The sequence below is a fragment of the Microbacterium gorillae genome (assembly GCF_050990725.1).
Lineage (GTDB): Bacteria > Actinomycetota > Actinomycetes > Actinomycetales > Microbacteriaceae > Microbacterium > Microbacterium gorillae_A.
Map to the genome: position 1 here is coordinate 1,659,205 of NZ_CP158844.1, position 25,811 is coordinate 1,685,015.

Annotated in this window: 27 protein-coding genes; 15 read left to right on the plus strand and 12 right to left on the minus strand. The window is 67.6% G+C overall.

The features are described 5' to 3' along the window. Window positions 1-37: 37 nt before the first annotated feature. The gene (locus tag ABTV68_RS07240; RefSeq protein ID WP_433676955.1) at window positions 38-271 is read left to right on the plus strand and encodes an NAD(P)-binding domain-containing protein; all 234 of its coding nucleotides are present in this window, start codon (window positions 38-40) and stop codon (window positions 269-271) included. 28 nt (window positions 272-299) lie between these two features. Then, window positions 300-1,286 (plus strand): aldo/keto reductase, encoded by a 987-nt coding sequence (locus ABTV68_RS07245; protein ID WP_433676956.1) that lies wholly within the window; start codon window positions 300-302, stop codon window positions 1,284-1,286. Between the two features lie 498 nt (window positions 1,287-1,784). Here the strand turns inward: ABTV68_RS07245 and ABTV68_RS07250 are convergent, their stop codons facing one another. Then, complete coding sequence (locus ABTV68_RS07250; RefSeq protein ID WP_433676957.1) at window positions 1,785-3,083, minus strand: PucR family transcriptional regulator; 1,299 nt, start codon at window positions 3,081-3,083, stop codon at window positions 1,785-1,787. Window positions 3,084-3,295: 212 nt separating this feature from the next. Here ABTV68_RS07250 and ABTV68_RS07255 point away from each other — a divergent pair, with 212 nt between their 5' ends. The 5 genes from ABTV68_RS07255 (at window position 3,296) to ABTV68_RS07275 (ending at window position 8,153) form a co-directional block, all read left to right on the plus strand. Then, complete coding sequence (locus tag ABTV68_RS07255) at window positions 3,296-4,393, plus strand: alcohol dehydrogenase catalytic domain-containing protein (protein WP_433676958.1); 1,098 nt, start codon at window positions 3,296-3,298, stop codon at window positions 4,391-4,393. Between the two features lie 101 nt (window positions 4,394-4,494). Beyond that, window positions 4,495-5,868, plus strand: a complete 1,374-nt coding sequence (locus ABTV68_RS07260) for an APC family permease (RefSeq protein WP_433677569.1) — start codon at window positions 4,495-4,497, stop codon at window positions 5,866-5,868. Window positions 5,869-6,260: 392 nt separating this feature from the next. Further along, complete coding sequence (locus ABTV68_RS07265; RefSeq protein WP_433676959.1) at window positions 6,261-6,617, plus strand: DUF6176 family protein; 357 nt, start codon at window positions 6,261-6,263, stop codon at window positions 6,615-6,617. Window positions 6,618-6,821: 204 nt separating this feature from the next. Then, a complete protein-coding gene (locus ABTV68_RS07270; RefSeq protein WP_433676960.1) occupies window positions 6,822-7,583 on the plus strand; it encodes an alpha/beta fold hydrolase in 762 nt (253 codons plus the stop codon). A gap of 177 nt (window positions 7,584-7,760) precedes the next feature. Continuing rightward, complete coding sequence (locus ABTV68_RS07275; RefSeq protein ID WP_433676961.1) at window positions 7,761-8,153, plus strand: VOC family protein; 393 nt, start codon at window positions 7,761-7,763, stop codon at window positions 8,151-8,153. Window positions 8,154-8,163: 10 nt separating this feature from the next. Here ABTV68_RS07275 and ABTV68_RS07280 read toward each other — a convergent pair whose 3' ends face one another. From ABTV68_RS07280 to ABTV68_RS07295, 4 genes are read right to left on the minus strand one after another with little or no spacing between them, the layout of a single operon-like run. Further along, on the minus strand, window positions 8,164-8,958 hold the full coding sequence (locus ABTV68_RS07280) for an ABC transporter ATP-binding protein (RefSeq protein WP_433676962.1): 795 nt from the start codon (window positions 8,956-8,958) through the stop codon (window positions 8,164-8,166). Further along, complete coding sequence (locus tag ABTV68_RS07285; protein WP_433676963.1) at window positions 8,955-9,995, minus strand: FecCD family ABC transporter permease; 1,041 nt, start codon at window positions 9,993-9,995, stop codon at window positions 8,955-8,957. Before ABTV68_RS07285 ends, ABTV68_RS07280 begins: the two co-directional genes overlap by 4 nt. Then, a complete protein-coding gene (locus ABTV68_RS07290) occupies window positions 9,992-11,035 on the minus strand; it encodes a FecCD family ABC transporter permease (protein ID WP_433676964.1) in 1,044 nt (347 codons plus the stop codon). The genes ABTV68_RS07285 and ABTV68_RS07290 overlap by 4 nt, the downstream gene beginning before the upstream one ends. Then, window positions 11,032-12,069, minus strand: coding sequence for an iron-siderophore ABC transporter substrate-binding protein (locus tag ABTV68_RS07295; RefSeq protein ID WP_433676965.1), 1,038 nt, complete (start codon window positions 12,067-12,069; stop codon window positions 11,032-11,034). Before ABTV68_RS07295 ends, ABTV68_RS07290 begins: the two co-directional genes overlap by 4 nt. A gap of 186 nt (window positions 12,070-12,255) precedes the next feature. Between ABTV68_RS07295 and ABTV68_RS07300 the strand changes: the two genes are divergently transcribed. Then, window positions 12,256-12,969 carry a hypothetical protein gene (locus tag ABTV68_RS07300; protein WP_433676966.1) on the plus strand — a complete coding sequence of 238 codons (714 nt, stop codon included), beginning with the start codon at window positions 12,256-12,258 and terminating at the stop codon, window positions 12,967-12,969. Between the two features lie 19 nt (window positions 12,970-12,988). Here ABTV68_RS07300 and ABTV68_RS07305 read toward each other — a convergent pair whose 3' ends face one another. Further along, window positions 12,989-13,591 (minus strand): response regulator, encoded by a 603-nt coding sequence (locus tag ABTV68_RS07305; RefSeq protein ID WP_433676967.1) that lies wholly within the window; start codon window positions 13,589-13,591, stop codon window positions 12,989-12,991. Further along, entirely contained in the window at window positions 13,588-14,748 is a 1,161-nt protein-coding gene (locus ABTV68_RS07310; protein WP_433676968.1) for a sensor histidine kinase, read from the minus strand. Before ABTV68_RS07310 ends, ABTV68_RS07305 begins: the two co-directional genes overlap by 4 nt. A gap of 152 nt (window positions 14,749-14,900) precedes the next feature. On the opposite strand from ABTV68_RS07310, the gene ABTV68_RS07315 reads away from it, so the two are divergent. Next, window positions 14,901-15,401 carry a small multidrug efflux protein gene (locus tag ABTV68_RS07315; protein ID WP_433676969.1) on the plus strand — a complete coding sequence of 167 codons (501 nt, stop codon included), beginning with the start codon at window positions 14,901-14,903 and terminating at the stop codon, window positions 15,399-15,401. Window positions 15,402-15,424: 23 nt separating this feature from the next. On the opposite strand, the gene ABTV68_RS07320 is transcribed toward ABTV68_RS07315, so the two are convergent. The 3 genes from ABTV68_RS07320 to ABTV68_RS07330 are packed head-to-tail and all read right to left on the minus strand — an operon-like array spanning window position 15,425 to window position 19,556. Beyond that, on the minus strand, window positions 15,425-16,819 hold the full coding sequence (locus ABTV68_RS07320; RefSeq protein ID WP_433676970.1) for an L-serine ammonia-lyase: 1,395 nt from the start codon (window positions 16,817-16,819) through the stop codon (window positions 15,425-15,427). Continuing rightward, window positions 16,816-18,060 (minus strand): M20 family metallopeptidase, encoded by a 1,245-nt coding sequence (locus ABTV68_RS07325; protein ID WP_433676971.1) that lies wholly within the window; start codon window positions 18,058-18,060, stop codon window positions 16,816-16,818. The genes ABTV68_RS07320 and ABTV68_RS07325 overlap by 4 nt, the downstream gene beginning before the upstream one ends. Next, the gene (locus ABTV68_RS07330; RefSeq protein WP_433676972.1) at window positions 18,057-19,556 is read right to left on the minus strand and encodes an MFS transporter; all 1,500 of its coding nucleotides are present in this window, start codon (window positions 19,554-19,556) and stop codon (window positions 18,057-18,059) included. The genes ABTV68_RS07325 and ABTV68_RS07330 overlap by 4 nt, the downstream gene beginning before the upstream one ends. 100 nt (window positions 19,557-19,656) lie before the next feature. Between ABTV68_RS07330 and ABTV68_RS07335 the strand changes: the two genes are divergently transcribed. The 5 genes from ABTV68_RS07335 (at window position 19,657) to ABTV68_RS07355 (ending at window position 23,539) form a co-directional block, all read left to right on the plus strand. Continuing rightward, a complete protein-coding gene (locus ABTV68_RS07335; RefSeq protein WP_433676973.1) occupies window positions 19,657-20,655 on the plus strand; it encodes an Lrp/AsnC family transcriptional regulator in 999 nt (332 codons plus the stop codon). Between the two features lie 92 nt (window positions 20,656-20,747). Then, complete coding sequence (locus ABTV68_RS07340; RefSeq protein ID WP_433676974.1) at window positions 20,748-21,401, plus strand: hypothetical protein; 654 nt, start codon at window positions 20,748-20,750, stop codon at window positions 21,399-21,401. 134 nt (window positions 21,402-21,535) lie between these two features. Next, a complete protein-coding gene (locus ABTV68_RS07345; RefSeq protein WP_433676975.1) occupies window positions 21,536-22,084 on the plus strand; it encodes a hypothetical protein in 549 nt (182 codons plus the stop codon). A 17-nt stretch (window positions 22,085-22,101) separates the two neighbouring features. Next, window positions 22,102-22,656, plus strand: coding sequence for a GNAT family N-acetyltransferase (locus ABTV68_RS07350; RefSeq protein WP_433676976.1), 555 nt, complete (start codon window positions 22,102-22,104; stop codon window positions 22,654-22,656). A 73-nt stretch (window positions 22,657-22,729) separates the two neighbouring features. Continuing rightward, complete coding sequence (locus ABTV68_RS07355; RefSeq protein WP_433676977.1) at window positions 22,730-23,539, plus strand: DNA-formamidopyrimidine glycosylase family protein; 810 nt, start codon at window positions 22,730-22,732, stop codon at window positions 23,537-23,539. A gap of 115 nt (window positions 23,540-23,654) precedes the next feature. Here the strand turns inward: ABTV68_RS07355 and ABTV68_RS07360 are convergent, their stop codons facing one another. After that, window positions 23,655-24,656: a hypothetical protein gene (locus ABTV68_RS07360; protein ID WP_433676978.1), complete on the minus strand. Its 1,002-nt coding sequence runs from the start codon at window positions 24,654-24,656 to the stop codon at window positions 23,655-23,657. Window positions 24,657-24,758: 102 nt separating this feature from the next. Next, the gene (locus ABTV68_RS07365; protein ID WP_433676979.1) at window positions 24,759-25,103 is read right to left on the minus strand and encodes a YciI family protein; all 345 of its coding nucleotides are present in this window, start codon (window positions 25,101-25,103) and stop codon (window positions 24,759-24,761) included. 113 nt (window positions 25,104-25,216) lie between these two features. Between ABTV68_RS07365 and ABTV68_RS07370 the strand changes: the two genes are divergently transcribed. Further along, window positions 25,217-25,804, plus strand: a complete 588-nt coding sequence (locus tag ABTV68_RS07370) for a DUF6928 family protein (RefSeq protein ID WP_433676980.1) — start codon at window positions 25,217-25,219, stop codon at window positions 25,802-25,804. Window positions 25,805-25,811 lie beyond the last annotated feature (7 nt).

The following is a 25,811-nucleotide window of genomic DNA, read 5'->3' on the forward strand; positions in this document are numbered from 1 at the left end:
CTCCCAGATCCCGCCCGGCGAACAGAACATGGTGGACATGAAAATAGCAGTACTCGGAACAGGCATGGTCGGTCGCGCCATCGCCTCCCGTCTGTCCGGCCTCGGCCACGAGGTCGTCGTCGGAACCCGCGACGTGGAGAAGTCACACTCTCGCGGTGGGGCAGGCGACCTCGCGCACGTGGGAGTCGAGACGTACTCGCGCCTCTTCTTCGAGCTCTACCAGACGTTCGGCACCTTCGACTTCAACATCAACGTGGTCCGCCCACGCTGATCAATCGCAACACGGAAGGATCGGATCAATGCACACACGCCGGCTCGGACAGGGACTGGAAGTCTCGGCAATCGGTCTGGGCGCCATGGGAATGTCTCAAAGCTACGGGCCGAACCCCGGGGACAGGAATGAGATGATCGCCGTCCTCCGCGGCGCAGTCGACCGCGGCATCACCTTCTTCGACACGGCCGAAGTGTACGGGCCGTACGAGAACGAGGAACTGGTCGGGGAGGCGCTCGAGCCGTTCCGCGGTCGCGTCGTCATCGCCACGAAGTTCGGCTGGGACATCCGGGACGGCAAGAGCGTCGGCCTCGACAGCCGCCCCGAGCAGATACGTCGCGTCGCGGAGGCGTCGCTGCGTCGACTGCGCGTCGACGCGCTCGACCTCTTCTACCAGCACCGCGTGGACCCGGCGGTGCCAATCGAGGACGTCGCAGGCACCGTTGGGGAACTGGTCGCGGAAGGGAAGGTGCGTCACTTCGGGCTCTCCGAGGCGTCGGCATCGACCATCCGTGATGCGCACGCGGTCTTCCCGGTGACCGCCGTCCAGAGCGAGTACTCGCTCTGGACGCGAGACCCGGAGCCGGAGGTCCTGCCGACCCTCGCCGAGCTGGGCATCGGTTTCGTGCCGTTCAGCCCTCTTGGGAAGGGATTCCTCACCGGGACGGTGGATACCTCGACGGCCTTCTCGGAGAACGACATCCGCCGTCGCGTTCCGCGTTTCGAGGACGAGCACCTCGCCCGCAATCAGGCGTTGGTCGATCACGTCGCCGGGCTCGCGGAGCGCGTCGGTGCGACCCCCGGTCAGGTCGCCCTGGCCTGGCTGCTCGCCCAGCAGCCGCGGATCGTGCCGATTCCCGGAACGCGTCGACTCTCGCGCATTGAGGAGAACTGCGCGGCGACAACGGTCGGCCTCTCCGCTGACGAGGTCGCAGACCTCGACGCGCTGGCCGCGCGGATTGGCGTGTCGGGCGAACGTTACAACGACGAACACAGAAGCTACCTCGACCGCTGAGGCGGCGGCATCCACCGCTCGGGCCGCCTAAGCCCGGGCAGGTGGCGTTGCAGCCGCGTTCGGCCTCTGCTGCGAGCTCCCACCTTCCGACTACCGTGCTGCCGGCATTCTTTGCGGTATCGCCCTACTCGGCGTCGACTCAGTACGCACCGAGCCAGCGCTGCGCCAGGCGGCCTGGGCGCGGCTGGCGCGCGATCTCGACCCGGTCCACCTGGACTCCTCATCCGCGCGGGTCCACCGTCCGAGGCAAGGACCGCATGGTTGCGCGTATCGAGAGCGGCCGCCGTTCTGTGCGTCTGGAAGGTAGTCGCTATCGCGATAGCCCCTCGGGCTCCGCCTCGAGGGGCTATCGCCCCGCGTGTGACCGGCTACAGCGAGCAAGATTGTAGGCGTGACGTTTGCTAATCGTGGCGACGTGGTGGAATTCAGGTTCAACGTCTGAGCATATGTTCTCGAAAGCCGCACGAGGTTCGCATGACGCGGGTCGCTCGACGGTCGCTAGGCGTGGCGCAACGCCCGCAGCGCGAGCCACGCGGTCGCGCGGTCGTCGGGGCTGGTCATTGACAGGCCCGTGAGTTCTTCCACCTGTCGGATGCGGGCCGCCAGGGTCTGCCGGTGAATTCCGAGATCCGACGCCGCGGTGCCCCATGTGCCGTTCGTTCTCAGGAACGCATGGAGGGTCTCGACCAGGTCTGTACCCCGAAGCGGCGCGAGGAGTGCCGCCAACCGTGTGCTGTCGGCGGGGGAGAGCCGATCCAAGACCAGCGCGACGGTGGGGATCTCGTTGTAGTGAACGACGACGCGGCGTTCGCTCACGGCAACATCTCGGGCACGACGTGACTGTTCCGCCGAGACCGCGAGTGCGTCGATGCTCGCTGGTGCACCGAAGCCCATGTGGAGCGGGATCGCGAGCTCTGCGGCCCGCTGCGCGACGTCGGCGACATGCTCCTCGCGAAGAAAACCTGACGTGACCCCGCGAGACGTCGTCAGTAGGTGCGCGGCACCGAGCTCGTCAAGCCAGCGGATGACCATCCTCTCCACATCGACATCGGCAGAGCGTGCGGAGACGGAGAATGCGGTCAGTGAGCGGTCCCGGATGCCCCAGTCCTGCGCCGTCCGTTCGGCCGACACCCCGCCGTCTTCGAGCACGCGCATCATTGTGGCGCGGCCCAGGCGTTCGGTGCGGCTGCTGTCATGCGTTCGCAGGAGAAGATCGAGGAGCGCGGCCGCCTGCGAGCTGAGGTCACGCACTCGGCTGGTCGAGCCGCTTCGGGCCATCACGACGAGGAACGCGGAGACGTCTTCATTGATGCCAACGGGATGGACCTGCAGGGCTTGACTGCGGACGCGGACCGGTCGGTGAAACGCGACGGCAACCGCGTCCGCGATATGCAGGCTGCCGGCACCAGATGACGCGATCGGCTGCGCCGCGCGGTCGAGCAGAACGGCCCAGCCGTCAAGACGGTGAGCGAGTTCGGCGACGACTCCGGACACTCCGCCACGCCGCGCAGTCAGCGCCAACACCTTCGCGGCCACCAAGACGGCGCGATCCTCAGCGGCAGCGTCGTTAGCGAGCAGGGCCTGCGCAGTGGACAGCACCGCCTCAGAGGGGACCGTGACGTCGATGATTGCGGCCAAGCCGTCCGGCAGTTCCGGAAACGGCGTGGTGGGAACAACGACCGCGTCCCGAAGCGCCGCGCCGCGCTCATCGTCTCGGAGCACCTCAGCGATTTCATGCGCGGTGCCGACGACGAGGGACGCGAAATGGGGGTGAGGAGCCAGGGCGAAATCGGACACCCGGAGTGCGCTACCGACATGACTTCTCGCATCGAATGCTCCGCCAGGCACAAGTGTGCCGCCCAGGGAGTGGGCGATGCTGCGAAGGTCTCGAGCCATTCTGTCAGTGTAAAGAATGATGAAGCGTGCGGTTTGAAACCGACATAACTGTGAATGACAGGACGTCTCGCGGCTTCCTACGATGAGGCGACTGATCCGCAGAGAGGGACCGCATGCGCGCCATCATTTTCCGAGACACTGACAAGCCACTGGAGCACACGGACGTGTCGCTCGCGGGACCTGGCGCGGGAGAGGTACGCGTGAAGATCGCGGCGGCCGGGGTATGCCACTCCGACCTGCACGTGAAGCGGGGTGAGTGGGACGCTCCGGCACCCATGGTGATGGGCCATGAAGGATCTGGCGTCGTTGTCGAACTGGGCGACGGCGTCACTTCGCTGGCGGTGGGCGACCACGTCGTCCTGAGCTGGGTCCCACCGTGTGGCGAGTGCCGGTACTGCCGGTCTGGCCACGAGGCTCGATGCCAGAAGGTGGCCACGCTAGTCGCACCGAAGGGGGTGCTCTTCGATGGCACCTCGCGCCTCCGCAAGGGCGACGAGACCATCCACCACTACCTCGGTGTCTCATCGTTCGCCGAAGAGGTTGTTGTTCCCGCATCCGGAGCGATCAAGGTCCGTGATGACGCGCCCCTCGACGTCATCGCTGTCGTCGGATGCGCCGTCGCCACGGGCGTGGGCGCCGTGATGAACACCGCCGGTGTCGAGCCCGGATCGCTCGTCGCTGTCATCGGTTGCGGAGGTGTGGGACTCAACGTCATCCAGGGCGCGAAACTCGCCGGTGCAGAACGCATCGTCGCCATCGATGTGCGCGAGGACAAGACGCGTCTCGCAGCCCAGTTCGGAGCAACCGATCAGATCGTCGCAGCAAACGGCGACGCGGTCGAGCAGCTCCGAAACCTGCTTCCGGATGGTGTCGACTACGCGTTCGACGCCATCGGCCGGACGGTGACCACGGAGCAGTCGATTCAGATGCTCGGTCTCGGCGGAGCCGCTGTGATCGTCGGCTTGCCGCCGACGGGGGCACGCGCTTCGTTCGAGCCTCTCGTGCTGGCCGAGGCCGATCAGCGCATTCTGGGGTCCAACTATGGCTCCGTTCGCCCGGCCATCGACATCCCGGCGCTGGTTGACCGCTACATGGACGGCCAGCTGATCCTCGATCCGCTCATCTCCTCCCGGCGGCCTCTCGCCGAAGCGGCGGAGGCGTTCGCTGACCTCGAATCCGGTCAGGCGCTGCGCACACTGCTCATTCCTTGACCCGACCTCTCCCGCCCGAGCCTTTCAACGCTGAAGGATTACCCGTGACCTCCACCCTCCCCACATCCGCCCCAACGGACGCCGGCCTCCGAACAGGAGTGATGAGCGGGCCCGAGCTCGCCGCACAGGCCATCGCCAACATCGCCCCGAGTGCAGTCATCGCGTTCACCGCAGCGTCGATCTTCCTCGGGGCGGGCAACGGCACCATCTACGCATTCGCCCTGGCCACCATCGTGATCCTCTGCGTCGGATACTGCGTCGTCGTGTTCGCTCGCAAGCACGCCGCGGCAGGGTCGCTCTACACGTATGTCTCGAAGGGTCTCGGACCGATCGGGGCCTATCTCGCGGGCGTGGCGCTGCTCATCGGATGCTTCGGCATCGCGGCCGCGTCGCTCATGGGGTCTGTTTCCTACGCCAGCCAGTTCCTGACGCTGATGGGGCTCCCGGCATCGGGCCTCGGGTGGAACATCGCCCTCGCCGTTCTTCTGGGCGGGCTGGCCACGCTCTTCACGATCCGCGGGATCCGGCTGTCGGCTCGGGTATCGCTCGTCCTGGAGCTTCTCTCGGTCGCGATCATCCTGGTGCTCCTCATCGCTTCCCTCGTGTGGATGGGGCCCGCCGCCTGGAATCCGGAGCAGCTGTTCGCCGAGGGGTCGTCGTTCCAGGGAATCGCCGCCGGTATGGTGCTCGGAATTCTCGGGTTCGTGGGCTTCTCATCCGCTGACGCACTCGGACGTGAAGCGAAGAACCCGCACAAGGCGATCCCGCGCGCGATCATCTGGAGCGCGCTCGGCGTCGGCGTGCTGTACGTGTTCGCTGCGTACACGCAGATCGCTGTGCTGGGAGATGACCTCGCGACAGCGGCAAGTCCGTTGGAGAGCATGTCCGCTCTGATCGGCATGCCGGCGTGGTTCGCCCCGGTCCTGACACTCGGTGTCGCCGCATCCTTCTTCGCGGTGGTCGTCGCACCCTTGAACGTCATCGGCCGCATTGTCTACGTGATGGGCAAAGAAGGTGTCGTCCACGAACGATTTGGGCGCACCCACGAACAGCACCTGACCCCGCACCGCGTCCTCGTGATCGCCGGCGCCCTGGCCGTTGCGGTCGACATCGTCTTCCTGTCGCTGGGCGCTGCCCCGATGGAGATCCTGGTGTGGGTGAACACCTGGGGTACCTACGGGTACATGGTCGCGTACGCGCTCGTCGCGGTCGCCTGCGTGATCTACACCCAGCGCAGCGGCGTCAAGAACACCTTCGTGTGGGTGTGCGCGACGATCGCCGTCATCACGATGGGTTACGTCTTCTTCGCCAATGTCTTCCCTGTGCCGGCGTTCCCATTCAACGTGATCCCGTACGTCTTCATCGCGTGCGTCCTCCTCGCGCTGACCCGCTACTGGTACCTCTCCGCCCGACAGCCGGAGGTCATCGCCCGCATCGGCAGGACCGAGACGTCCGCGATGGAGGGTGTCGGCTGACACCGCGACCTTGGCGAGCGACGAGGCGGCGGCACTGGGGTCAGCGCCGCCGCCGGGAACTCTGTACGCTTCACCAGTTCAGAACCCGTCCAGCATCAGATGCCTGAGGTTTGGGCCACCTGCATGACACCAGCGTTGTGAGCGAGGTGCGTAATTCCGCGCGATGAGCCAACACAGGGGCGTGCGCAACGGCCGCTGAATGTGCGTGTCAGAGCTCCATCCGTCGATAGCGTCCGCGCAGGAGATCGGTGCCGGACATCAAGCAGATGCTTGCAGGGCCGGCTCCATGATGGCCAGCACGGCCGGACGTGGGGGAAGCCCGGTTTGATGTCTGAGCATTCTTCGACGTCGTCGTGCCTTCGGGCGAGTAGATCACATGGTTGAGTGCTGCTATGCGAATTGAACTGACCCGCTTCCGAGTCCGAGACGGCGCGCAAACTAAGGTTGACGAGTGGATGGAGTTCCTGAATGCGAATCAGGATGCCGTGCGCGAAACTCTCGAGCCCGAGGCGATGTACGTCGAAACGATCTTCCACGAAGTCGTGGACGGCGTGAGCTTTCTCTACTGGTACAGCGTGCAAGGTGCGAGCGGGCAGTCCGTGAATAATTCGGAACACTGGCTCGACCAGCATCACATCGCCTTCTGGGAGGAGTGCATCGACGACACCTATCCCGGCGAGGATCTCACTCTTCGGGTGCATATGCTGCCCCAACGTGTCGCGGCGGCGATGACGCCACTCGCGGAGTGAAACGACGGGGCTCGACGTAAGGCGATGTCGAGACCACTGAAGGCAATGTAATCCGGTGGCATCGCCGACGGGATTGCTAGCGAGGACGACGAACCAACCGATCTGAATCGTCGCAGGCAGCTCAGGTACGGATTCTACGCACGCAGAACCGGCCGTTGTCGGTGCCCCATGGCGCTGCGGGCAACCGGGGCATACTGTGAAGACATGGAACTGCGCACGAGCAGGACCCTTGTGCACTATGTCGAGCACGGGGCGGGGCGCCCGGTGCTCGTGCTGCACGGCGCCGGCGTGGACCACCGCGAGGCCGAGGGGTGCTTCGAACCGGCGTTCGCGGGGGCCGAGGGGTTTCGGCGGATCTATCCCGACCTGCCCGGGATGGGCCGCACAGCGGCCGACGGTCTCGACAGCGCGGAGGATGTCCTCGCCGTTCTGTGCGAGTTCGTCGATCGGATCACCGACGGGGAGTCGTGTCTTGTCGTGGCGCATTCGGCCGGGGCGCACTTCGCGCTCGGGGTGGCGGCCCGCCGACCGGCGACCGTGGCCGGGCTGGCGCTGATCTGCCCGCTGCTCCCGAACGTGCGGGACGTGCCGGAGCATCGGATCATCGTCGGGTCCGGCGAACTCGGCGACGAGACATTCCGGGAGTACTTCGTGGTGCAGACCCCCGAGATGCTCGAGCGATACGAACGCCTTGTTGTACCAGGGATGCGCCTCGCCGACGAGGCGGCGATGGAACGGATCGGCGAGCGCTGGGAGCTCACGCCCGGGCCGGCGTTCGAGGGACCCGCGCTGATCGTGGCGGGCCGGTTGGATGCGACGGTTGGCTACGCCGCGGCCATCGACCTGGTAGACCGGTGGCTTCGCTCCACCGTGGCGGTCGTCGATGGCGCCGGACACGCGCTTGCGCACGAGAAGCCCGAGCTGCTGCGTGCGCTGGTCCAGGACTGGCTGGAGCGGTGCGAGTAGGCGCCCGGTCGTGCGGGCCGACGCCAGCCGCAACAGCGTATGGGAGTGACGGTGGCACTGCCGGCGGGTTGGCCCGATTTCGGGCAGCCCGAGTGACCCTTGCCGTTCGTCCCGTGAGGCGGTGAGCAGCGCGCCATGCCGGCCAGCGATGTCCGAGGCCCCGGCTACTGTCAGCCCATGACGATTCACCTCGAAGGCATTACCGTTCTCGCCGATGATGTTGCCGCGCTCGCGGACTTCTACGAGCACGCGCTCGGCTGGCCCGTAGAGGTCCGCGAAGGGGCATACGTCGCGTTCGGGGGACAGGGGGTGCGGGTTGCGATCTTCTCTCGCCCGCTCATGAGCGGGTCCACCGACGGGCATCCCGCGTACGCCACTCCGTTCACCGGCCAGGCCTTCGAACTGAACCTTCAGTGTGAAAATGCGGAGGAGGTGGAGCGACGCTACGATCAGCTGGTCGCCGCCGGGGCGACACCGGCCGGGCGACCGGCGCTGCGAGAGTGGGGGCAGTTCACCGGCTTCTTCGCGGATCCGGAGGGGAACATCCACTCGCTGTTCGCGAATGTGTAACGCCCCACCGTCAACCGCGGTGCACGTCCACTGGCACGATCATGGGTGCGCCGGCAACAGGGTCGGGCACGACAACCGCTTCCAGATCGAACACCTCGCGCAACAACTCAACCGTCACGATGTCACCGGGCGCACCCTCAGCCACAACACGGCCGTCGCGCATGGCGATCAGGTGATCGGCATACCGGGTCGCGAGGTTGAGTTCGTGCATCACGACGATCACCTGGGTTCCCCGCTCTCGGGAGAGCCGCACCAGCAGGTGCAGCAGCTCCACCTGGTGCGCGAGGTCGAGGTAGGTGGTCGGCTCGTCGAGCAGGAGGATGTCCGGCTCCTGCGCGAGAGCCATCGCCACCCAGGCTCGTTGCCGCTGTCCGCCGGAGAGCTCATCGATGGAGCGGTGTGCGTACTCCGCCATGCCGGTCACCAGCAGGGCGTCCGCGACAACCTCGTCATCGCGGCGATCACGACCCCCGAGCCAGCCACGATGCGGGATCCGTCCCCGATCGACCAGATCGGCGACGCTGATCCCGTCGGGGGCGACCGGCGCCTGCGGCAGGAGGCCGACGATGCGCGCGACCTCCTTGGTGGGGAGCCGTGCGATCGCCTCACCGTCGAGCAGCACGGACCCGCGGCGCGGCGGGAGAAGTCGTGCCAGCGACCGCAGCAGCGTGGACTTGCCGCACCCGTTGCCTCCCACGATCATCGTGATTCCGGAGTCGGGGAGGGAGAGGTCGAGTCCGTCGATGACGGGCCGGTCGTCGTAGCCGACGGTGAGCCCAACCGCTTCGAGGGTGTGTCGGTTCATACGCGAGTGCGTCCTCTCATCAGGAGCCACAACAGGAAGGGGGCGCCGATCGCCCCGGTGACCACGCCGACCGGCAGCGTGATCGGAAACACGTGCTGCGCGACGAGGTCTCCACCCAGCACGATGATGGCGCCGGTCAGGGCGGACGCGATGGGCAGCGCCGCATCCCGGCGAACGAGCCGCAGAGCGATCGGCCCCGCAAGGAACGCGACGAAGGAGATGGGGCCGGTGAGCGAGGTCGCGACGGCGATGAGCAGCACCGCAGTGAAGATCAGCACAAGACGGGCGCGCTGCGGCCGTGACCCCAGTGCAATGGCCGTGTCCTCGCTGAGCCGCAGCGTCGGCAGCGATCGCGCGGCCAGCATTCCCGCCGCCAGGAGCACCACGAGCACCGGTGCGGTCGGGCCGAGCTGATCCCACAGGCTGCGACTGAGCGAGCCCGCCATCCAGACCGTGGCCTGCTCCGCCGCCTTCACATCGGAACGCGTGAGCACGTAACTGATCACCGCTTGGAGTGCTGCGGCAACCGCGATCCCGACGAGCACGAATCGAAGCCCCGAGATTCCGCGCCGGTACGCGAGAATCCAGATGAGCGCTGCCGTGGCCAGTCCGCCCGCGATCGCGCTGATCGACACGACGAGACCGGAGCCGCCCCAGAGCGAGATGACAGTGACCGCTGCGGCGCTCGATCCGGCGCTGATGCCGATCACATCCGGGCTGGCGAGCACGTTGCGCAGCAGCGTCTGAAACAGCATACCGCCCAGACCGAAGGCCGCCCCTGCCAGCAGGGCGCCGACAACGCGGGGGAGTCGGAGTTCCACGACGGCGAAACTCACGCCCGGCACGGTGTCACCCATCAGCGCGCGCACGACGTCCGTGAGCGCGAGCGTCTTCGGGCCGAACACGAGACCCGCCGCGAGCAGGAGGACGGTGAGCGCGGCGAGTGCCGACACGAGCACGACGTCCTGTGCGACGCGACGTCTACGTAGCTGGCCGAGCTGCGCCGCCACCGGGACCACCACTTCGAGCCGGCTCACAGCCCCACCGCCTTGCGTCGTCTCAGAAGCGCGATGAACACCGGTGCGCCGATGACGCCCGTGATGATGCCGACTTCGAGCACGCCGGGGCGGGCAAGGAGACGCCCGGCGACATCACACACCAGCAGGAACACGGCACCCGCGGCCGCCGAGAGGGGGACGATCCAGCGGTAGTCCGTGCCGACCAGGAAGCGAACGGCGTGCGGCACGGCAAGCCCGACGAAGCCGATCGGGCCGGCGAGGGCCGTTGCGGTGCCGCACAGCAGCACGACCGCGAGCACCGCGGTGAGGCGGGAGCGACCCATATGGACGCCGAGTCCTCGGGCGACATCGTCGCCGAGAGCGAGCGCATTGAGCCGGCCGGAGCACGCGATCCCGAGCACGGCACCGAGCGCGAGGAAAGGACACAGCTGCACGAGCGAGGAGGGGGAGGCGGCAGTCAGCGACCCGAGCTGCCAGAAGCGGAAGCTGTCGAGTGTCGACTCGTCGACGATGAGAATTCCGGTGATCACGGCGCTCGCGATCGCGGTGACCGCAGCACCCGCTAACGCAAGCGTCACGGGGGTCGCGCCTCCGGGGCTTGCCGCCGCGGCACCGTAGCCCAGGAGCACCGCCACCGCAGCGCCCGCGAGCGCGCACCAGATGATCGTGAGCGGTGCCTGCCATCCGAGGATCGCCATACCTAGGACGACGAAGAGGGCGGCACCGGAGTTCACACCGAGCAGACCCGGATCAGCAAGCGGGTTGCGCGCCATGCCCTGCATCAGTGCTCCGCCCATGCCGAGCGCCCCGCCCACGAGCAGCCCCGTCACCGTGGTTGGAACGCGCGAGAGGACAGCCGCCTGATCGGTGGAACCGTCGGGGCGGAAGAACGACTCCCAGACCGTCCCGAACGGTACGGCCCGGACACCGAGCGAGAGTGAAAGCAGGACGGCGACGCACACTGCGCCCACGCAGATGAACAGCACAGCCGTCCGGCTCAGCCGCGCGCGACGGACGTCCGCGCCCGACGCCGGTGTCGACGGGGAACTGACCGTCATCGCACCTTCGCTGCGGCCTCGCCCAGCATCTGTGCGTAGGTGGGCAGGGCCCACGGGATGGACAGCACGGTCGGTGCTGACACGGCCATCACAAGGTCGTCGTCAGTGAGGAAGGCGATCGATCCGTTGGCGACCGCGGGGATGCGGCTGAGGAGCGGGTCGTTCTGCAGGGTCGACAGGTTGCCGCCCTGGACGAACGCGACGGCGACATCGGCGTCGAGGCGGTCCGCCTCCTCGGCCGAGATGGAAGCGACGAAGCCCTTCTCGCTCTTCGCCAGCTCCGTGATCGACGCGGGCGTCGTGAATCCGAGGTCATTCAGATACTGCACGCGAGTGTCGGTCGGCGTGTAGTACTGCACCTTGCCGGGGTCCTTGGCATCCACCCAGATCACCATTCCGGTCTTGCCCGTCGCGGCCGGGTACTTCGCCATCTCAGTGGCGATCGCCTTCTCGGTGTCCTCGATCAGCGTCGCGGCCTCGGCGGACTTGCCCAGAGCGCTGCCCACCATCGTGGTCGAGTCGCGCCACGAGGTGCCCCACGGTGCGTCGGGGTACGCGACGGTCGGCGCAATCCGGCTCAGCGTGTCGTACTCCTGCTCGCTGAGACCGGAATTCGTCCCCAGAATCAGATCGGGTGCGGAGTCGGCGATCTCCTCGTAGGGGATGCCGTCGGTCTCGTCGTGCCGTGACGGAAGCTCTGCCCCTGCTGCGGCGACAGCGTCGGCGGCCCACTCGAGATAACCGTCGCCATCCGGGTCGCCGAACGTCGCCGTCGGCACCGTCACCGGGACCGTCCCGAGGGCGACTGCGGCGTCGAAGCTTCCCCATCCGACCGTGGCGACGTTCTTCGGCGCCGCGTCCACCACAGTCTCGCCGTACACGTGCTCGATCGTCGCGGGGAATGCCCCATCGGCGGTCGGGGCGGAAGAGCCCGTCGCGGCCTCGGATTCGCTCGAACACGCGGAGAGGATGAGTGCGCTCGCGGTGATCAGAGTGATGACGGCTACACGGCGGCGCAAACGGGGGAAGGGCATGGTTCTCCTCAGGACGGAGCAGGGGATAGGTAAGCCTAACCATACCAATCGGAAACGGTGGCCTGCGAGTCGGTGCCCCGTGGTGCCGATGCGCAGGTTTCGCGTTGGACTGCCGCGATCCTGCCTTGTTCCGGCATCCGTCATCGCCTGCGCTGATGTCGCTTCCGCGTCTGCAAGTATGACGTCATGTCCCGCACAGCGAAGTTCTCCAGCATCATGACTGCACTTGCACTCGCCGCCATCGGGATCACCGGATGCACGGCCACCCCATCGGCGGCACCTGAGAAGTCTGAGACATCCCCCGCCACAACGCCGGTCGCCGAGGCATCGCCGACGCAGGCAGCGGAGCCGGTCGCCGACGCTTCGCCGACACCCGAACCGACGGAGCCAGACCCTTGCCCTCGCATGTCCGAGTTCTACAGCTCCACCGGCGGACTGTACTGGGAGCGTCGAGGGACTCTCCGTGACCTGGGCGCGCGTGAGTTCGCACAGGGCGAGGTGACCTTCGACGCCGACGGCAATCCAGTGACCTACACGGTTGCATCCGGCGATGTCGAGGCCGTGATCGCTGAGCGGCTCTGCGCCTACCCGAATCTCGGATCCATGAACCATGTGCGGATGATCCAGCCGGGGCAGGTGCTGTGGCTCACCCCAGACCCCTCGATTCCGTGGTTGTCTTCCTTCGCCGTCGATGACGCGCCGGAGGGGTTCCAGCAGCTTCCCTATGAGCAGGCATTCGAAGCCGCCGGTGATGCGGTTGATGCTGGCGACGTGGACGCTGTCCGGGAGATCTGGAACGACACTCTCAAGGGCATGTTCGTGAACCAGGAAACCATCGACGCCGTCCAGCAGGTTGTCGACTCCGGAGACCTCGACGCGCTTCGCCAGCTGTTCTCCTGACGCACATCCGTCGTCTCACTCAGATCCACCCGCGCTCGCGCGCGTGGATCGTCGCCTGCTGCCGGGTTGCAAGACCCAGCTTCCCGAGCACAGCCGAGACGTGATTCCGCACGGTTCCCGGCGACAGATGCAGCGCGGCAGCGATCTCCGTGATCGTCTCCCCGCGTGCGCCGGCGCGGAGCACATCGAGTTCTCGATCGGTGAGCGGACTGCGCTCGTCGCTCAGCGCGTCGGCGGCGATCTCGGGGTCGACATAGCGGCGCCCGGCGGCGACTTCACGGATGACTGCGGCCACATCGTCGGCGGGTCGTGACTTCGGCAGGAAGCCGTGGACGCCTGCGCCGAGCGCCCGCCGAAGCACGCCCGGCCGCGCGTGACGGGTGACGATCACGCAGCGCGTTGGCACGCTTCGCAGGATCTGAGCGGCGGTGTCCACGCCGTCGATGCCCGGCATCTCGAGATCGAGCAGGCACACGTCCGGCCGCACACGTTCGGCCTCTGCGAGAGCGGCTGCACCATCGCGGCATTCACTCACGACCTCGAGGTCCGGTTCGAGTCGCAGGAGGGACGCCAGCGCCGTGCGGATCATGTCCTCGTCGTCGGCGATGAGCACGCGGATCACGCCGTCACCTCCTCGGGCACCGAAACGGTGACACGGAATCGCTCGCCGGCGTGCGCGGCGTTCACTGTCCCACGCACGCCGTTGATGCGCTCGGCGATGCCGGCCAGACCGCTGCCTCCGCCTCCCCGCGTCTCGCGGGCATCATTCTCGACGGTGAACACCCACGCTCCGTCCCGGTGGACGAGCGAGAGGGATGCCGAGGCTCCGCCACCGTGCTTGAGCACGTTGGTCGTGCACTCGCGAACAACCGGCCCCAGGACATCGGCGGGGGCACCGGCGGCGTCAGGAGCGATGACGAGGTCGACGCGGAGGCCGGCCGCGCGCAGCAGGTCGGCGGCGTTGGCGAGTTCATCCGGAAGCGGCACACCGCGGAACCGCGTGGCCAGCTCCCGGGTGCCCCGGCGCGCTTCGTCCACGCTCGTGCGGGCGAGTCGTACCTGCTCGGCAGCAGCTGCGGGGTCGCGCGCGAGCATCTTCTCGGCGAGTTCGAGCTGCAGGGCGATGACCTGGAGGTGATGTCCCTGCAGATCGTGAAGGTCGTTCGCGAGGCGCAGCCGCTCCTGAGCCGCCGCGAGACGTCCTTCCGCACGACGGGCGCGGTCGAGCTCGCGCACGATGTCCCACCACCACAGCGAGGCCGCCGATACGGGCGGAAGCATCGCGACGAGAAGGCCCATCGCCGCAAGTTCGGTGAGGTGCCCCGAGGGATTGACGCGCGTCGCCTCGATCACCCACGCCGCGATGATCAGCGCGACCAGCAACAGGACGAGCCGGAGCCGGATGCGGGATCGCCACCGAATCAGACAGAGAGCCTGCGCCGAAAGCGCCGTGCCCAGCAACAGGGATCCGCCGGCTGCACCAGCGAGGATCGCTGAGGCGACGCCCCCGAGCACCAGTGGCCACACGGGTCGTTGCGTCGTCGCATCGCCGTCATCCAGCGGTTCACGCCAGTAGCGGATGAGGAGCAGGATCGCGGACGCTGTCGAGCCGGATGCGCCGAAGAGGTACAGCACCGTCGCCGACACGGGAGCGTTCGACGCCAGCACGAGAGCCCACAGCGACAGGCCGAACACCTGCAGCACCATGATGGAAGCCACCGTGTACCACCACGTCGCACGAACATCGCGCGCGTGGGTGGTGGATGGATGAATGCTCACCTCGCACACTGTACGGCCATGACATTTGTCATGGCCCTCGCGGCGAAACCTCCCGGCACCTCATGACACGGTGGCACTGCCGCCCGGCAGGCGTTGTCGGTGGGATGGAATCACCGCGGAACAGGCCGCGTACTCACCTCTCGGGAGCAGCCATGTCGAACTTCGTCTCCGACCTCATCCTCGGTTTCCAGAACCTCGTCGCGGAGGTCCCGGACCTGGTCCAGCCCCTCGTCGTGGCGCTGGCCGGCGCCGTGCCCTTCATCGAGGGCGAAGGTGCCGCGGGCATCGGCATCATCGGCGGCATCCATCCGGTCGTTGCTGCGCTGTCCGCAGCGATCGGCAACCTCATCTGCGTCGCGATCGTCGTGCTGGTGACCTCACGCGTCCGCACCGCTGTGACGAAGCGTCGCACGGGCGATGAGGTTCCGGCTACGGCCCGGCGCGAGAAGTTCGAGCGCGCGTATCACCGATACGGAACTCCCGGGGTGAGCCTGCTGGGCCCGCTGCTGCTGCCCACCCAGTTCACCGCCGCGGCGCTGACCTCGACCGGTGTGCCCCCGATGCGCGTGCTGGCCTGGCAGGCGGCCGCGATCGCGCTGTGGACGACGCTGGTCACCCTGATCATCACTGGTGTCATCGGCGCCGTAGCCTGAGCCTCATCGCGCCAGCGGACGCCTCAGCACTCCACGACGTTGACGGCGAGCCCGCCGCGGCTGGTCTCCTTGTACTTGTCGCTCATGTCGGCCCCGGTCTGGCGCATCGTCTCGATGACCGCGTCAAGCGAGACGATGTGACTGCCGTCACCGTGTAGCGCAAGGCGGGTGGCGGTGACCGCGGTGGTCGCGGCGACTGCGTTGCGTTCGATGCACGGAATCTGCACGAGACCCGCGATCGGATCGCACGTGAGCCCCAGATGGTGCTCCATCGCGATCTCGGCGGCATTCTCCACCTGCTCCGGCGATCCGCCGAGCACCGCGGTGAGTCCGGCCGCCGCCATCGCGCAGGCGGATCCCACTTCGGCCTGGCAGCCACCTTCCGCGCCGGAGATCGACGCATTCGCCTTGATCAGCGAGCCGATCGCGGCCGCGGTGAGCAGGAACGTGCGAACACCCTCGATGTCGGCATCCGGCTCGAACCGCCAGTAGTACATGAGCACCGCGGGCAGGATGCCCGCTGCGCCATTCGTCGGGGCAGTTACCACGCGCCCGCCGCCCGCGTTCTCCTCGTTGACCGCGAGTGCGAAGGCCTGCAGCCAATCGGCGGTCGCGGGGCGACCCGCAGCCTCGGCCGCGAGGATGCTGTCGCGCATGGCGCGGGCGCGGCGCGGCACCCCGAGACCACCGGGAAGGATGCCCTGGGCGTCCAGTCCCGCCTCGACGCAGGCGTGCATCGCCGCCCAAATGGCGTCGAGCCCATCGGTGGTGGCAGCGGAGGAGCGATAGGCGGCCTCCGCCGCCCATGCCACGTCCGCGATCGAGCGTCCCGCCCCGCACAGCGCGAGCAGTTCCTCCCCTGTCCGGTATCCCGGAGCACCGGCGCCCGGCGCCACCGGCACCGGGTCTGCCCCCACACGTTCGACAAACCCACCACCGACGGAGAGATAGGTCTCCTCGAGCACCGGCACCGTGGCGCCCTCGGCAAAAGCGCGCAACGTGAGCGTGTTCGGATGCGCCTGCGGGCGAAAGAACGGGTCGAGCACCACGTGCGCGCTGTCGAACGGAACCGGAGTGGTGCCGCCGAGCAGCAACGGCTGTCCCGCCGGATGCCCCGACCAGGCCCCGCGCACGTCTGCGGGATCGCAGGTCTCCGGATCGAGCCCCGCGAGACCGGCGACGAGCGCATCGGGGGTGCCGTGGCCGAGCCCGGTGGCGGCCAACGACCCGTACAGCACCCCCTCGACGCGTGCGGGACCGTCGGGAAGCGCGGCGAGCGCGCGCCGGGCGAAGTCACGCCCGGCGCGCATCGGGCCCACGGTGTGTGACGACGACGGGCCGATCCCGATGGAGAACAGCTCCAGCGCCGACACGTACACCCCGGTGCGATCCTCGGTGCGGGCGGGTGCCGTCGTCATTCGTCGGCCTGCGGCGACGTGGTCGCGCCGACGGGACGCGCGGCCTGTCGTGCCAGCAGGTCCGCTCGCGAGGCCGGAGTGAGCGCCGCCGTGGCCGCCGCCCATGCCAGTCCGATCGCCGCGTCGATGATCGCCCGGTCCGCGGCCGGCGTCGCCGCGTCCGCCGCGAACCCCTCGGTGTGGGGTGCCGATGTCGATCCATGCACGGCGATGCCGGGGTGGATCGAGGGGATGACCTGCGAGACATTGCCCATGTCGGTCGATCCACCACCGAGGCCTGTCACGCTGATCGGGTTGCGGCCGAGCTCGACGAGGGCGTCGTTCCACGGTTCCGCGAGCAGCGGTTCCTGAAGGAGCGGGTCATAGCGCGGCTCGGTGCGCTCCTGTGTCCACGAGCATCCCGAGGCGATCGCGCCGGCCTCGAAGCACGCGAGCACCCGGCGCTTGGCGTCGCGCAGTTCGTCGAGGTCGAAAGAACGCACCTCCGCCTCGATCACTGTGTGCGCCGGGATGATGTTCGTCACCTCTCCGCCCTGGGTGATCACGGCGGCGGTGCGAACGGTGCCGGGCAGCTGTTGGCGCAGTAGGCCGATCGCGGTGAGCGCGACGGTTGCGGCGTCCAGCGCGTTGACCCCCTTGTCGGGAGCAGCGGCGGCGTGGGCGGCGTGGCCGGTGTACGAGATGCGGAACCGATCGACGGCCTGACTGCTGAAGTCGTCACAGCGGAAGTCGACGCCCGGGCCGCCGTGCACCATGAGCGATACGGTGGCGTCCTCCCAGGCGCCGGCCTCGAGCATGAGGACCTTGCCGCCACCGTGCTCTTCGGCGGGCGTGCCCAGGAGCTTGACCGTGATGCCCGCGTCGTCAGCGATCGCGGCGAGGGCCACCGCGGCGCCGAGACCCGCCGCAGCGATGATGTTGTGTCCACAGGCGTGCCCGATCACGGGCAGCGCGTCGTACTCGGCGCATAGCGTCACGACGAACTCGCCGCTGCCGAAGCTCGCCTCGATGGCGGTCGCAAGGCCGAACGCGCCGACGGTCGCGGTGAACCCGGCATCCCGCAGCGCCGTCGCGATCAACTCGGCGGCCCGATGCTCCTCGAACGCGATCTCGGGGTCGGCGTGGAGCTGGTGGCTTACCGCGAGCAGTCGGTCTTCCCACGCGCGCACGGCATCCGCTGCGCGTTGCTTGGCGTCGCCGAGGGGGATCAGGGCGGTGGATTCAGGGGCGGTGATGGTCATGCGGGCTCTCCTTCGAGGGTGGGGGTGGGGTCTGCCGCGCGGGCAGCATCTGCGGTGCGGACGTCGGCGGGTTCGGGCACGGTGCGCAGGAACAGCGAGAGCGCGGCGATCGCGACACCGATTGCGGCGCACACGCTCCACACGGCCACATAGCCGGCGAATGACGTGGTGACGACAGCCGCGTCACCCGTGCCGATCGTGAGCACGAAGCTGGCCATGATGAGGGCGAAGACGGCTCCGGCCACGGCTCCGGCGGCGGTGCGCGAGGTGTTGTACAGCGCCGAGGCGATGCCGACGGAATCGGCCGGAGCGCGCTTGACGACGATGGTGGGAAGCACGGAGATCAGCAGTCCGTTGCCGAGCCCGCCGATGATCATGCCGGCGATCACGGCCGTGGTCGACGACGAGAGGAGGAGGAACGGCAGGTATCCGACCGTCACGAGGAGGCCACCGAGTACCAGCGTGCCCTTCGACCCGATGCGTCCCGCGGTGCGGTCGCCGAGGATCGAGGCGACGAAGGCTGAGAGGGCCGCGGCAAGGGAGATCAGACCGACGCTGGCTGCGGTGAGACCGAGGCCGAAACCGACTGCATCCGGATCGCTGAGCACGAACACACTCGACGCGGACTGGCTGCCGAAGAGCTGAGCACCGAACAGGAACGCGATGACCAGCGGCAGGCCGATGCCACCCTTCGCGAGGAACGTCACATCGATCAGCGGGTGCGCGACGCGCTTCTCGACGAAGATCCAGACGGCGAGCAGGGCGATGCCGCCGAGGATCACGAGCCAGGTCATCGGGTTCGTCCAGCCCCAGGTCGAGGCGTTCGAGATGCCGCCGAGGGTGGCAAGCAGGCCGATGCCGAGCAGACTCGCGCCGAGCCAGTCGGTGCGCCCCGTGGCGCGAACCGTGGATTCGGGCACGAGGAAGGCGACGACGGGAACACAGAGGGCGAGGAAGATCGCGGGGACCCACAGCACGGCACGCAGGTCGCCGATCGCTCCATAGAGCAGCCCCGATCCGAGCGCGCCGATCGCGGCACCGAAGGTGAGAGCGCCGACGAGCTTGCCGATCGAGCGTCCCGCGGACTTCTCATCGCGGTTGCGCACGATGGCGAACTCAAGTGGAAGGAAGGCCGCGAGCGGAGCCTGCAGCGCGCGCCCGATCAGAAGAACGCCGAAGTTCGGGGCGAGGGCGACGACGATCGAGCCCAGGGCGACGAGAGCCGTGGAGATCATGAGAAGTCGTTTGTGTCCGTAGCGGTCGCCGAGTTTCGCGAGGATCGGTACGCAGACGACGGTTGCGAGCATGTAGGCCGCGCTGACCCAGTTGAGTTGTGCGGCACCGACGTCGAACTCGGAACCGATCGCCGCGAGCAGCACCGGGTACCAGCCCTGGAGCATGCCGGAGCCGAGCTCCATGACGACGAGGAATCCGACGACGCCGCGGAAGGCGGTGCGGGAGGGGGTGGTCGTGCCTGGTGGTGCGGTGACGGCCATGACGTCTCCTTGAGGAAAGGGAGCAGGAATGCAGAAACTCTAAGGAATTACGTCGCCACTCTTCGTTTGGATGCAGGAAAATAGATCATGGAGGCCCGGTATGCAGGATTACGTTCTCGACGATCTCGATCAGCGGCTCGTGCACGCGGTGCAGGTGAGTCCCCGTGCCGCCTGGACGACGCTTGCACCGATCGTGGGCGCTGATGCCGTGACCCTGGCGCGGCGGTGGGCGCGCATGCGCGAACGGGGAATCGTGTATGTCACCGGGTACGCGGACGGCACGGCGGGCCTGGTGGCGTTGATCGAGATCGACTGCAGCCCCGGAGAGACCCTGGCGGTCGCCGAAACGCTGGCGCGCGATCCCGAGCCCTTCACGATCGATCTCACGGCGGGCGGGCGCGACATCCTGCTGACGCTGGCCGCGCCGGACGCTGCCGCATTGGCCGAGTGGACGTTGGAGCGCATTCGCGGCATCGCCGGCATTCGGTCGATGCGCACGCATCTGGTGTCGGCCACCGTGCGGGACGCGCGAGACTGGCGGCTGCGCTCACTCTCGGCCGCAGAAGTCGCGGAGGTCGAAGCGACCGAACCACCACCGCCCTCCGTTCCCGTGCGGATCAGCTACGAGCAGCGACGTCAGCTGACGGCAGAACTCGCCGAGGACGGCCGGATCGGCACGACCGAACTCGCCCGACGGATGGGCATGTCGCCCCGGCGTGTGCGCGACATGATTGCCGAGATGCGGTCTTCCGGGCGCCTGGCGATCAGGGTCGACATCGCCCGTGACCAGACGCCGTGGCCGATTTACGCCTGGTACTTCCTGCGTGTTCCCGCGGCCATGGTCGCCCGCATCGGCACGCAGCTGGGTCGTCTGGAAGAGGTGCGGCTCGTGGTCAACACGGTCGGCGAGTACAACGTGATCATGGCCGTCTGGCTACGCACCCTGCAGGACGTGAGCCGGCTCGAGGCAAAGATCGAGGAGCGCCTCCCGGGCGTCGCGATCGCCGATCGATCGGTGGTGCTGCGCACCGTGAAGCACCTCGGACACCTCCTGGACCGCCGTGGCCGCGTGACCGGTGAGACGATTCCGATCCTCTGACACCGCCGGCAGGGCTGATCTCCGCCTGCGAGGGACTTGTGGACGTCATCCAAGAGTTGACACTCACAAGTCGCGCCCGTACGCTCGCCGTCATGGACGGATCATCGGCGACGGGGCTGTCGCTTGCGGAACTCGCTTCCCTCGTGGAAGCCGGCGGGGGAGCGGAGTCGTCCCGCGCGGCTGACGAGGTCCTGATGATCCGACACGCGGATGAGCTGGTGCGTCGTTCCCGTGAGCGTCTGCAGGAGCTGGTCTCCGTCGCGCGCTCGCACGACGTGTCCTGGCAGGAGATCGGCGGCGCCCTGGGCGTGAGTCGGCAGGCGGCATTCAAACGATTCGGCAGCAAGAACGAGGAAGACATGATGACGGCATCGGTGACAGACCTTTCGGATCGCACGATCGAGGTGTTCGCGCACTTGGACGCGGGCGACTACGAAGCGGTGCGCGCGCACATGACCTACGCCTGCGGTCGCGTCCTGACCAAGCGCAAGCTGATGGGCGTTTGGGATCAGGTCCGCAGCGAATCCGGTCGCCTGGACGCGTGCGTCGATGCGACGACGCAGACCGCGGACGGCAGCACGGCGCTCAGCAAGCTTGCCAATCGGCACCTGAGCACCGGCGCGATCGTGCAGGTGACCCTGCAGCACGAGGCCGGAGAGTGGATCGGTCGTGTGGCCTACAACGGCACCGGCAAGATCACCGGAATCCTCATCGCGGCTCCAGGCTCACGCGACCTGCCGTTCTGACTCTGGGACGACGCTGCTGTGTATGCTGTCTGCGGGTTCGGCGTGGAGAGTGACGCGCACCCGAGGGGGAATCGCATGATCAGCTTCGTCTGCAACCGCCGGCACGAGTCCGAACCGGCGGCCGGGGACGAGCTGTGACGTCCGACGCCGTGTTGGTGGTGCGATATCGGGAGCCCGAGCGCACACGGGCGGAGCAGACGCTTCGGCGTCTGATGCGCACGAGGTCGATCCTCATCATGGTGCTCGCGCTTCTGATCACTCTCTTCGGCCCAGGGCTGTTGCTCCTCGCGGTGATCCACACGGGTGATGTCTCCGTGGGCGGCGTTCTCGCCATCGTCGCGCTGCTCATGATTCCGGTTGCGATGTGCGTGTTCGCGGTGCGGCAGCTGCGGCGAAAGGCTCACCTCCCCGAGCTGGCGGTCACGATCACTCCGCACGCCGTGCTCTTTCCCGCGATCGACCGGCTGACAGCGTTCTCCCCCCGCGCTCGTGCCGAGGAGTGGGCCCGCGAAGGAACGCACGTTGAGATCCTCGCCGCGGCCGGTCTGAACGCGGCCCGCGTGGTGTTCACGCGACAAGACAACGGCAAGCGGCGTCGGCGCACGATCGCGGCGGGCAACCTCGATGTCGACCCCCGCCTCATCGTGGACGTTCTTCGCGGCGCGCGAACCTCCGAGCAGTGAGCGTCGCGCGCCTTCCCATGACGAACAACTCCATTGACGTCGTCGCCCATCATCAACTGACGACGGTGGACCTGAGTCGACTCGCGCGACTGTTTGACGGGGAGTACCTGGGCGGCTTCGGGGAGTGGAACCCGGAACAGCCGTACGGATACGCTGCCCACGGCGTTCACATCGTCGCCCGGATCGGTGATCGCATCGTCGGTCACGTGGGATGGGCGCGCCGCCGCATCACCGTTGGAGACGCTGTCGTGACGATCGCCGGCGTCGGGGGCGTCCTCATCTCCGCGGACGGACGAGGGCGTGGGCTCGGAGCCGAACTCATGAGTCGGGCAGCGCAGTCGATGCGGGAACGCGGCGACATCGAGTTCGGGTATCTCGGCTGCCGCGAAGAGGTCGTCCCCTTCTACGCTTCGTGCGGGTGGTCAAGAATCCACGTCGGTGAGCAATCCATCGGGCGCCACGGTGAGGCCGTACACGAGAGTCCGGGCAGTCCGATCCTGGTTCTGCCGATTGCCGCTCCGCTCGAATCCTGGCCGTCGGGCGACGTCGATCTCCGCGGTCGCGCCTGGTAGATGCCGGGGAGCTGGCGCGCCTGGCGGTCGTGTGCGCTGGCCCTGCCCGACCTGACGGTGCCAGGATGGGCGCATGCCCGAATCTCCGGAGGTGCAGGCGCTCGTCGAGTTCGTCGGCGAGCGGGTCGTCGGTCGTTCGATCACCGAACTGGATGTCGCCGAGTTCCGCGTGGTGAAGACACGCGATCGTCCTCCTGGTTCGCTTGTCGGGGCGACGATCAGCCGCGTGCAGCGTTTCGGCAAGCATGCTGGATTCGAGACGACGGCCGGATGGCTGATGGTCGGATTCGGTCGAAACGGGTGGCTCCGGTGGCGCGATGCGGGTGAGCCGGTCGATGAGCCGCCGGTTCCGGAGGTCATGCGGATCGGCTTGGACGATGGCGAGCGGATCCAGGTGATCGACACCGGCGACTTCCTCGCGGTCACCGCCGCGGTTGTCGACGTCCCCGCGGAGGTTTCGGGTATCGCGACGCTCGGTCCTGATCCGCTGGCACTCGAGTTCTCGCGAGAGGAGCTCGAACGGGCGCTCGGGACACGGCGGAAGCAGATCAAGGCGCTGCTGCAGGAGCAGACATCCATCGCGGGCATCGGCAACGCCTACTCCGACGAGATCCTGCATCGCGCGCGACTGCCGCACGACGTGCATGCGGTCGCACTCGATCAGACGGCGCGGGAGCGACTGTTTCACGCGATCGTCGACATCATGCGCGGCGCCCGTGAAGCCCGCCGCGGGGTCGCGCCGGACCGTCTCAAACAAGCGAAAGTGGAGGCGATGGCCGTTCACGGGCGTGGCGGGCAGCCGTGCCCCGTCTGCGGCACGCTGATCGTGGACGAGATCTTCTCCGGAGCATCAGCCCAGTTCTGCCCTCACTGCCAGGCGTGAGCACGGTTCGTGCCGTCGGATTCGACCTCGACGTAACCCTGTTTTATCACCGCGGATCCGCAACGCCGGATTCTGTCGGGGACGGGCCTGGGCGACCACCGGGACATGTCGTCGGTCAGCCCTTCTCGACGTCGACTTCGACGGAAAGCCCGCCGCGGGCCTCTTCGGGAAGCTGCGCGAGCGCGCGCTCCAGTGCGACAGCATCAGCGTCGTTCGCCGCACGGAACACCGTGCGCGTGTCCGTCGTCCACACGAAACGGATCAGCGCGAGTGTGGGTGCATCGAGCTGCGCGAGCATGATCCGCGCCTCGTCACCGGTGCCGTTCCGCCCGATCAGCACGAGGGGACTGGCGAAGGTGACCGGCAGCGTCAGAGGGGGAGTGGAAGCGCGGATGAGCGCCTGCGCCCCGGCGACATCGGACTCGCGCGCCAGAGTGAGGGTGATCCCGTCCTGATCGCCCCGCACACCGGTGACAGGGAACGCGGGACTCACCAGGGACCACGCCGATTCGGTGTCGTCAAGCCAGTGCCCGGGATCCCCCTCGAGGCGGATCGCTGAACCGGTGTCAGCCACAGAGACGTAGACCCCTCCGGGGCCCGCGAGCGCCGCAAGCCGCTCGGGCGCGGAATGCGCAACGGCGAACGCCGCGCCGATGTCCGGTTCTACCCAGACGCTGACACCCGTGACGCGGGTGTCCTGCGAAGCTCCGTGGACGGTGAGACTGGTGACCATCGGGTCAGCGGCGATCTCCGCAGCTGCGCTCACGGCCGCTGCGGTGACCGCATCGTCGCCGAACACGGACATCGTCACGGTGTCGGTGAGGACGCTAACCTGAACGGGCTCGTCACTGTGTTCGCGGATGAACGCGCCGAGCCGGGGCAGCAGAGTGGCGGTGTCCTCATGAGTGAGATCGTGCGAGAGCGTGACCTTCGCTCGCACGCCGTCGGTGAACGGCATGTTGTCGCCCGTCGTGAGCTCGAGCTCGGCGATCGCCGGATCCCCGCGAAACTCGTTCGCGAAATCGGAACGCGCGCCGGTGCACCCGGTGAGCGCGAGTGTTGCCGCCAAGACGGCGGCGATACCCGCCCAGCGCGTTCGTCGTCGCCCCTGTCGCATGCCATCAGCCTAGGTGTTGTTGCACGGAGTCCTCGCGTCATCCCGCCAGCGCACATCGCCCACAACCGCCGTGGGAGGAAACGAAGGGTGCGATTCTCGCCGTCAGTACACGCGACGGATCTGCTGCGGCCAGCCGCACGCCACAGCGAGCTTCCCGCCCCACATCTCCGCGTCTGCGTCATTTGCCACGTCGATGACCGTGAAACCCCCGAGGTACTGCTCCGTAGGTGCGTAAAGCCCGGACGTCACGACCGTCGCACCGCTCGTCGCGTCGGCCGTCAGCGCGGCATCGACATCTTCCTCGACACCCGCGGCGAACACGAGCACGCCGGCATCGCGCATCTCATTCACGACGGCGTTCGCGAGCGGTCCACGCGAGGCGAACCACTCATCGCTGTGCTCGCCCACCCACTGCTGATTGAAATAGATGATGAACTGGCTCACCATGCTCCCCATTCTCGACCGATGCCGCCGGCCCGCGGACCGTCAGGACATGCTCCCGCGGCGGCTGTCGGTTGGTCAACGGGCTGAGTGTCGATGCCAACCACTAAGGTGTGGTGATGGGGCTGAACTTCTCGTTTCTCGTCTATTCCGTCGACGGCGCCGTCGACCTCACCCGCCCACTTCCGCCGTCCGAGTCGGATGCCGTGATCCGACAGCTCTTCCCACGCACGCCGTATCGACGCACCACCCGGCGTCGGCTGCTGGACTTCGCCTTTCCGGAGCGCACCCTGCCTGTCATCGGCGCGTTCGAAGACGGCCTCCTCGTGATCACACGTGATGCTCACCTCTACGATCCCGATATCCTCCACCAGCGCTACCTGCGGTTCGAGGAATGGCCGGATGTCCGGCTGCTGACCTCGCGTTCGATCAATGACATGTTCGCTTACGGTCACTGGCATGAGGGGCGAATGCTGCGTTGCCTGTCGCTGAACGCGCAAGCGCAGGTGTGGCGGGATCAAGGAAAGCGGGAAGCCTGGGAGACGGACGTCGCGGTCGATCCGCTCCGGTGGTTGGATCTCGCCAATCGTGCGCTGTACAGTGCCCTCCGACTCTCCGGAGACGCGGCGCCCTTCTTCGGGGACGTGGTCGACTGGGAGGACGTACCCGTCTACGAATACAGTCAGCACGTCCGCTTGCGCGAGTGAGCGCCGC

Excerpts from the sequence above, each read along its gene's own strand:
- ABTV68_RS07360 (WP_433676978.1), bottom strand. The coding sequence starts at position 24,656 with ATGCGACAGGGGCGACGACGAACGCGCTGGGCGGGTATCGCCGCCGTC.
- ABTV68_RS07270 (WP_433676960.1), top strand. The coding sequence starts at position 6,822 with ATGGAACTGCGCACGAGCAGGACCCTTGTGCACTATGTCGAGCACGGG.
- ABTV68_RS07255 (WP_433676958.1), top strand. The coding sequence starts at position 3,296 with ATGCGCGCCATCATTTTCCGAGACACTGACAAGCCACTGGAGCACACG.
- ABTV68_RS07330 (WP_433676972.1), bottom strand. The coding sequence starts at position 19,556 with ATGGCCGTCACCGCACCACCAGGCACGACCACCCCCTCCCGCACCGCC.
- ABTV68_RS07370 (WP_433676980.1), top strand. The coding sequence starts at position 25,217 with ATGGGGCTGAACTTCTCGTTTCTCGTCTATTCCGTCGACGGCGCCGTC.
- ABTV68_RS07275 (WP_433676961.1), top strand. The coding sequence starts at position 7,761 with ATGACGATTCACCTCGAAGGCATTACCGTTCTCGCCGATGATGTTGCC.
- ABTV68_RS07355 (WP_433676977.1), top strand. The coding sequence starts at position 22,730 with ATGCCCGAATCTCCGGAGGTGCAGGCGCTCGTCGAGTTCGTCGGCGAG.
- ABTV68_RS07300 (WP_433676966.1), top strand. The coding sequence starts at position 12,256 with ATGTCCCGCACAGCGAAGTTCTCCAGCATCATGACTGCACTTGCACTC.
- ABTV68_RS07335 (WP_433676973.1), top strand. The coding sequence starts at position 19,657 with ATGCAGGATTACGTTCTCGACGATCTCGATCAGCGGCTCGTGCACGCG.
- ABTV68_RS07290 (WP_433676964.1), bottom strand. The coding sequence starts at position 11,035 with ATGACGGTCAGTTCCCCGTCGACACCGGCGTCGGGCGCGGACGTCCGT.
- ABTV68_RS07365 (WP_433676979.1), bottom strand. The coding sequence starts at position 25,103 with ATGGTGAGCCAGTTCATCATCTATTTCAATCAGCAGTGGGTGGGCGAG.
- ABTV68_RS07245 (WP_433676956.1), top strand. The coding sequence starts at position 300 with ATGCACACACGCCGGCTCGGACAGGGACTGGAAGTCTCGGCAATCGGT.
- ABTV68_RS07340 (WP_433676974.1), top strand. The coding sequence starts at position 20,748 with ATGGACGGATCATCGGCGACGGGGCTGTCGCTTGCGGAACTCGCTTCC.
- ABTV68_RS07280 (WP_433676962.1), bottom strand. The coding sequence starts at position 8,958 with ATGAACCGACACACCCTCGAAGCGGTTGGGCTCACCGTCGGCTACGAC.
- ABTV68_RS07315 (WP_433676969.1), top strand. The coding sequence starts at position 14,901 with ATGTCGAACTTCGTCTCCGACCTCATCCTCGGTTTCCAGAACCTCGTC.
- ABTV68_RS07240 (WP_433676955.1), top strand. The coding sequence starts at position 38 with ATGAAAATAGCAGTACTCGGAACAGGCATGGTCGGTCGCGCCATCGCC.
- ABTV68_RS07320 (WP_433676970.1), bottom strand. The coding sequence starts at position 16,819 with ATGACGACGGCACCCGCCCGCACCGAGGATCGCACCGGGGTGTACGTG.
- ABTV68_RS07265 (WP_433676959.1), top strand. The coding sequence starts at position 6,261 with ATGCGAATTGAACTGACCCGCTTCCGAGTCCGAGACGGCGCGCAAACT.
- ABTV68_RS07325 (WP_433676971.1), bottom strand. The coding sequence starts at position 18,060 with ATGACCATCACCGCCCCTGAATCCACCGCCCTGATCCCCCTCGGCGAC.
- ABTV68_RS07350 (WP_433676976.1), top strand. The coding sequence starts at position 22,102 with ATGACGAACAACTCCATTGACGTCGTCGCCCATCATCAACTGACGACG.
- ABTV68_RS07260 (WP_433677569.1), top strand. The coding sequence starts at position 4,495 with ATGAGCGGGCCCGAGCTCGCCGCACAGGCCATCGCCAACATCGCCCCG.
- ABTV68_RS07295 (WP_433676965.1), bottom strand. The coding sequence starts at position 12,069 with ATGCCCTTCCCCCGTTTGCGCCGCCGTGTAGCCGTCATCACTCTGATC.